6 protein-coding genes are annotated in these 6238 nt (G+C 69.1%); all 6 read right to left on the bottom strand.

Translation table 11 applies throughout. The annotated features are described in order from the left end of the window. Positions 1-17 precede the first annotated feature (17 nt). Complete coding sequence (locus tag AC3WPZ_RS21950; protein WP_492433209.1) at positions 18-1034, bottom strand: Rieske 2Fe-2S domain-containing protein; 1017 nt, start codon at positions 1032-1034, stop codon at positions 18-20. A gap of 129 nt (positions 1035-1163) precedes the next feature. Further along, complete coding sequence (locus tag AC3WPZ_RS21955; protein WP_382323585.1) at positions 1164-2309, bottom strand: BMP family ABC transporter substrate-binding protein; 1146 nt, start codon at positions 2307-2309, stop codon at positions 1164-1166. Positions 2310-2366: 57 nt separating this feature from the next. After that, positions 2367-3287, bottom strand: coding sequence for an ABC transporter permease (locus AC3WPZ_RS21960; RefSeq protein ID WP_382160486.1), 921 nt, complete (start codon positions 3285-3287; stop codon positions 2367-2369). A gap of 7 nt (positions 3288-3294) precedes the next feature. Further along, a complete protein-coding gene (locus AC3WPZ_RS21965; protein ID WP_382323584.1) occupies positions 3295-4350 on the bottom strand; it encodes an ABC transporter permease in 1056 nt (351 codons plus the stop codon). Next, on the bottom strand, positions 4337-5881 hold the full coding sequence (locus tag AC3WPZ_RS21970) for an ABC transporter ATP-binding protein (protein WP_382323583.1): 1545 nt from the start codon (positions 5879-5881) through the stop codon (positions 4337-4339). The genes AC3WPZ_RS21965 and AC3WPZ_RS21970 overlap by 14 nt, the downstream gene beginning before the upstream one ends. A gap of 25 nt (positions 5882-5906) precedes the next feature. Continuing rightward, the coding region (locus AC3WPZ_RS21975) for a type 2 periplasmic-binding domain-containing protein (RefSeq protein WP_492441530.1) at positions 5907-6238 on the bottom strand (332 nt) is incomplete at its 5' end.

Consider the following 6238-nt stretch of genomic DNA (forward strand, 5'->3'; position numbering starts at 1 on the left):
CATGTCAGGTCCTTCGGTCAGCAGGTGCCCAGTGCGATGTCCAGGCGTTTCAGGTAGCGGCGGTAGGCGCTGGAGACGCGGTCGGCCGGGCCGTGCACCTCGGTCACGGGGGTGGTGCGGCCCACCGGCAGCGCGCGCGGCGACTGCGATTCCACCACCGGGCGGTCCTGCGCGAACACCGCGTCCTGGAAGGCGACCAGTTCCTGGTCGGTCGAGGCATCGCCGCGCGTGGCCATCACGAACCAGGCCGTGCAGAGTTCGTGGCCATCGGGCCGGATGAAGAGCGCGATCGCGTTGCTCACCGGGTCGCCCTCGGTGGCGTCCTTGCGCAGGATGGCGGCGAAGGGGTGCGGCACGTCGTAGCGGTAGGCGATCCAGGCGCCCGCGTCCGCCCCGGCGTAGGCGCGCGGCTGCCAGGCCCGGGCGTCGCGCACCACCAGACCGGCCTCGCCCTCTTCCACCGCGCCGGTCTGCACCTGCGCGTGGCCGCGTTCGCCCAGCCAGCCTTCGTGCACGAAACCGAAATGGCTCAAGTCCAGGAAGTTCTCCACCAGGCGCGGCGCGCTGGTGTTGAGTTCGTAGGGGCCGCACAGCACGGTGCGCCAGGCCGGGTCGTCGCCCGGCGCGAACGCGGGCGGGTCGGCCAGCGGCGCGGCGAGGGTCTGGGACGGTGGCTGCAGCCGCACCCACACCAGGCCGTGCTGCTCGCGCGCCTCGAACGGGGTGGCGCAGTGGCTGGCCGGCGGCACGAAGTCGGGCGCGGCGGGCACGTGCTGGCAGCGGCCCTCGCCGCCGAATTGCCAGCCGTGGTACGGGCACTCCAGGCGGGTGCCGTGCAGGCCGATCAGCACCCGGCCCAGCGAGAGCCGGGCGCCCCGGTGCGGGCAGCGGTCGGCCCAGGCATGCACGCGGTGGGTGTCGTGCGCCTGCTCGCGCCAGAGCACCAGCGCCTGCCCGAGCAGCGAACAGGCCACGGGCTGGTCGCGCACCTGGTGCGAGGCGATCACGGGGTGCCAGAGTTGTGGTTCGATCATCGTGGGTTCACTCCAACAAGAAAGCCGCCCGGAGGCGGCTTTCTTTTTCCAGGGCACGGCGGGTCCGGCTCTGCCGGCCCGCACGCGCCGCCCCCTCGAGGGGGTCGCGCGAAGCGCGGCAGGGGTGGGTCAATTCGGCACTTTGCCTTCAACGCCCTTCACGTAGAACTTGATGCCACCGAGGAACTTGTCGTCGGCGACCGCGTCCTTGGCCAGCACTTCCTTGCCGTCCGAACCCAGGATCGGGCCCTTCCAGATCGAGAAGCTGCCGTCCTTCAGGCCGGCGCGCACGGTGTCGAGCTTGGCCTTCACTTCGGCCGGCACGTCTTCGGCGACGGAGACCATGTCGATCGCGCCTTCCTTCACGCCCCACCACACACCGCCGGTGGACCAGGTGCCTTCCAGCACGTCCTTGGTGGCCTTGATGTAGTACGGCGCCCAGTTGATCACGGCCGAACCCAGGTGGGCCTTGGGGCCGTAGGCGGTCATGTCGGAGTCCCAGCCGAAGGCGCGCTTGCCCAGCTTCTCGGCGGTCTGCAGCACGGCCGACGAATCGGTGTTCTGGAACAGGATGTCGGCGCCGCCGTTGATCAGCGAGGTCGCGGCTTCGGTTTCCTTCGGTGGGTCGAACCAGCCGTTGACCCAGACCACCTTGGTCTTGACCTTGGGGTTCACCGATTGCGCGCCCAGCGTGAAGCTGTTGATGTTGCGGATCACCTCGGGGATTGGGATGGACGCCACCACGCCCAGGGTGTTGGACTTGGTCATGCTGCCCGCGATCACGCCGGCCATGTACGCGCCTTCGTAGGTGCGGCTGTCGTAGGTGCGCAGGTTCTCGGCGGTCTTGTAGCCGGTGGCGTGCTCGAACTTCACGTCCTTGAAGTCGGGCGCGATCTTGAGCATGGGCTCCATGTAGCCGAAGGTGGTGCCGAACACCAGCTTGTTGCCCTGGCCGGCCAGGTCGCGGATCACGCGCTCGGCGTCGGCGCTCTCGGGCACGTTCTCGACGAAGCTGGTCACGATCTTGTCGCCGAATTCCTTCTCCAGCGCCTTGCGGCCGTTGTCGTGCGCAAAGGTCCAGCCGCCGTCGCCCACCGGGCCGACGTAGGCAAACGCGATCTTCAGCGGTGCGGCCTTCGGTGCCTCGGCCGCAGCGGGTGCGGGCGCGGCGGGCGCGGCGGCCTCTTCCTTCTTGCCGCAGCCGATCAGGACGGCGCTGGTCAGCGCGGTCAGCGCGGCAACCTTCATCAGGGAACGTTTGCTCAGGTCTGTCATGGATAACCTCTTTGTTGGGAAAGGGTGGAGCGGAAACTATGCAAAAAACAGAAAAGATTATGCGCCCGGGTAAAAGGGTTTTCCGATCGAGGACGGCATGTTGATGCGGATCCACGTCGGGTTGCGCGAGATCAGGACCAGCACGACGATGGTGGCGATGTAGGGCATCATGGTCAGGAACTGGCTGGGCACGTTGACGCCGATGCCTTGCAGGTGGAACTGCAGCATGGTCACGCCACCGAACAGGTAGGCCCCCAGCAGCACGCGGGCCGGCCGCCAGGTGGCGAAGGTGGTCAGCGCCAGCGCGATCCAGCCCTTGCCGGCGATCATGCCCTCCACCCAGAGCGGTGTGTACACGGTGGACACATAGGCACCGGCCAGGCCGCAGAGCGCGCCCCCGGCCATCACCGCCACCAGGCGGATGCGGCGCACCGGGTAGCCCAGCGCGTGCGAGGACTCGGGGCTCTCGCCCACGCTGCGCAGCACCAGGCCGGCGCGCGTGCGGTACAGGAACCAGATCAGGCCGATCACCAGCGCCACACAGATATAGACCATGGGGTGGTGGCGGAACAGCGCGGGGCCGATCAGCGGGATGTCGCCCAGCAGCGGGATCGCGTGGCGGGTCTGCTCGGGCAGTTTTTCCTGCACGTAACGGGTGCCGGCGAAGGCCGAGAAGCCCGCGCCGAACAGGCTGAGCGCCAGGCCCGTGGCGTACTGGTTGGTGTTGAGCCAGATCACCAGCCCGCCGAAGATGGCCGCGAGCAAGGCCCCGGCCGCCATGCCGGCCGCGAAGCCCAGCGTGGTGCTGCCGGTGTGGACCACGGTGGCGAAGCCGGCCAGCGCGGCGCACAGCATCATGCCCTCGGCACCGAGGTTGACGATGCCGGCTTTTTCGTTGATGAGCAGGCCCAGCGAAGCAATTGCCAGCACGGTGCCCGCGTTGAGCGAGGCGGCGATCAGGAGTGCGATGGATTCCATGTCTTGCTCACTTTTTCCAGACGAGGCGGTAGGCGATCAGGGTGTCGCAGGCCAGCAGCGCGAACAGCAGCAGGCCCTGGAACACCCCGGTGATCGACTTGGGCAGGCCCAGGCGCGACTGCGCGAGTTCGCCGCCGATGTAGAACATGCTCATGAGAATGGCCGAGAACACGATGCCCACCGGGTGCAGCCGCCCCACGAAGGCGACGATGATGGCCGCGAAGCCGTAGCCCGCCGGCACATAGGGCGTGAGCTGGCCGATCGGGCCGGCCACCTCCAGCGCGCCGGCCAGGCCGGCCGCGCCACCCGAGGTCAGCAGCGCGATCCACAGCGCCTTGCGCGAGGAAAAGCCCGCGTAGCGCGCCGCCGCGGGCGCCAGGCCGCCCACCAGCTGGGCATAGCCCGCGTAGGTGCGAAACAGGAAGACCCACACCGCCGCCACGCCGGCCAGCGCGATCAGCAGGCCGATGGTCACGCGAGAGCCCTGCATCAGCTTCGGGATCTGCGTGACCGACTCGAAGGTCTTGGTCTGCGGGAAGTTGTAGCCCATGGGGTCCTTCCACGGGCCATAGACCAGGAAGTTGAGCACCTGCACCGCCACGTAGACCAGCATCAGGCTCACGAGGATCTCGTTGGCGTTGAAGCGGTCGCGCAGCAGCGCGGTGATGCCGGCCCAGAACATGCCGCCCAGCACGCCGGCCACCAGCACGGCGGGCACGATCCACGCGCCGGTGCTTTTGTCGGCGGTGAGCGCCACGCCGGCCGCGAAGATCGCGCCGATGATGTACTGCCCCTCGGCGCCGATGTTCCACACGTTGGAGCGGAAACACACCGCCAGCCCGAGCGCGATGACGAGCAGCGGCGTGGCCTTCACCATGAGTTCGGACAGCGCGTAGGTGCTCTTGATCGGCTCCCAGAAGAAGACCTGCAGGCCGCGCACCGGGTCCTTGCCCAGCACGGCGAACAGGATGACGCCGATCACCACGGTGATCAGCAGGGCCAGCAGCGGCGAGGCGTAGCCCCAGCGCGCCGAGGGTTGGGGACGGACTTCAAGCCGCAGCATGGGCGGTCTCCTCTTTCTTGTGGTGGGTGGCGGCCGTGTCCCAGAGCCCGGACATCCATTCGCCGATGCGCTCGATGGTGGCTTCGGCCCGGTCCAGGCTGGGCGACAGGCGCCCCTTGGCGATCACGTGCAGGCGGTCGCTGATCTCGAACAGCTCGTCGAGCTCCTCGCTCACCACCAGCACCGCGCAGCCCGCGTCGCGCAGCTTGAGGATCTCGCCGCGGATCTGCGCGGACGCGCCCACGTCCACGCCCCAGGTGGGCTGGCTCACGATGAGCAGCTTGGGCCTGGCCTCGATCTCGCGGCCGACGATGAACTTCTGCAGGTTGCCGCCCGAGAGCGACTTGGCCGCCGCGTCCGGCCCGTTGGCCTTGACCTTGTAGCGCGCGATGATGTCGGCCGCCTGCGCCTTGAGCGCGCCCACGCGGATCCAGCCGCCCGAGCCCAGCGCGTCCTTGCGCGAGAGCAGCAGGTTGTGCGACAGCGAGAGCGTGGGCACGGCGCCCCGGCCCAGGCGCTCCTCGGGCACGAAGTGCTGGCCCTGGGCGCGCCGCCGGCCCGGGCCGGCGTGCGACACGTCCTGCCCACCCAGGCGGATGCTGCCGGCCGGCGCGCGGCGGTCCTCGCCCGAGAGCGCGTAGAGCAGCTCGCTCTGGCCGTTGCCCGAGACGCCCGCGATGCCCACCACCTCGCCCGCGCGCACCGTGAGCGCGATGCCATTGAGGTGCGTGCCGAACGGGTCGTCGCTCTGCAGCGTGAGGCCGTTCACCTCCAGCACCGCCGCGCCGGCATGCAGCTCGCGCACCTCCAGCGCGGGCGGTTCGGCGCCGATCATCAGGCGCGAGAGCGAGGCGTTGCTTTCCTGGCGCGGGTCGCACACGCCCGTGACCTGGCCGCCGCGCAGCACCGTGCAGGCGGTGCACAGCTCGCGGATCTCGTGCAGCTTGTGGCTGATGTAGAGGATGCTGCAGCCCTCGGCCGCGAGCTTGCGCAGCACCACGAAGAGCTTTTCCACCGCCTGCGGCGTGAGCACCGAGGTCGGCTCGTCCAGGATCAGCAGTTGCGGGTTGGTCAGCAGCGCGCGGATGATCTCCACCCGCTGCATCTCGCCCACCGAGAGCGTGTGCACCGGGCGCGAGGGGTCGATGTCCAGCCCGTACTCGGTGGCCTTGGCGGTGATGCTCGCGCTCACCTCCGGCAGCGTGAGCGACTTGTCCAGGCCGAGCCAGACGTTCTCGGCCACGGTGAGCGTGTCGAACAGGCTGAAGTGCTGGAACACCATGCTGATGCCCAGGGCGCGCGCCTCCTGCGGGTTGCGGATGTGCACCGGCCGGCCGTTGAACATCACCGTGCCCTCGTCGGGTTTCACCGAGCCGTAGATGATCTTCATCAGCGTGGACTTGCCGGCGCCGTTCTCGCCCAGCACGGCGTGCACCTCGCCGGGCTGCACGGTGAGCGAGACGCCGCTGTTGGCCACCACGCCCGGATATCGCTTGGTGATGCCGCTGAGTTGCAGTCGTGTCGTGGTCATGGGTCTCCTTCGTGGTCTTGTGGGGTCAGCTCTCGGCGTCGGGCCGCTTCAGCGAGGCGGCCACGCTCTTGACCTGCTCGCGCAGCCAGCGCCCGGCCTTGGAGGCGTGGGTGCGCTCGTGCCAGAGCTGGTAGTACATCATTCGCGGGAACTCCACCGGGCTGGGCAGCACCTTCACCGGCAGCACGCCGGTGAAACGGTCGCAGTACTGGCGCCCGGTGGTCAGCACCAGCAGGCTGCCGGCGACCATGGCCGGGATCAGCCCGAAATGCGGGCAGCGGGCGGTGATGTTGCGCACCAGTCCCAGGGTGGCCAGGTGCTCGTCGACGAAACCGCGCGCGCCGGGGTGGGTGGGCG

The sequence above is a fragment of the Hydrogenophaga sp. FW305-3-2-15-A-LB1 genome, assembly GCF_058787875.1.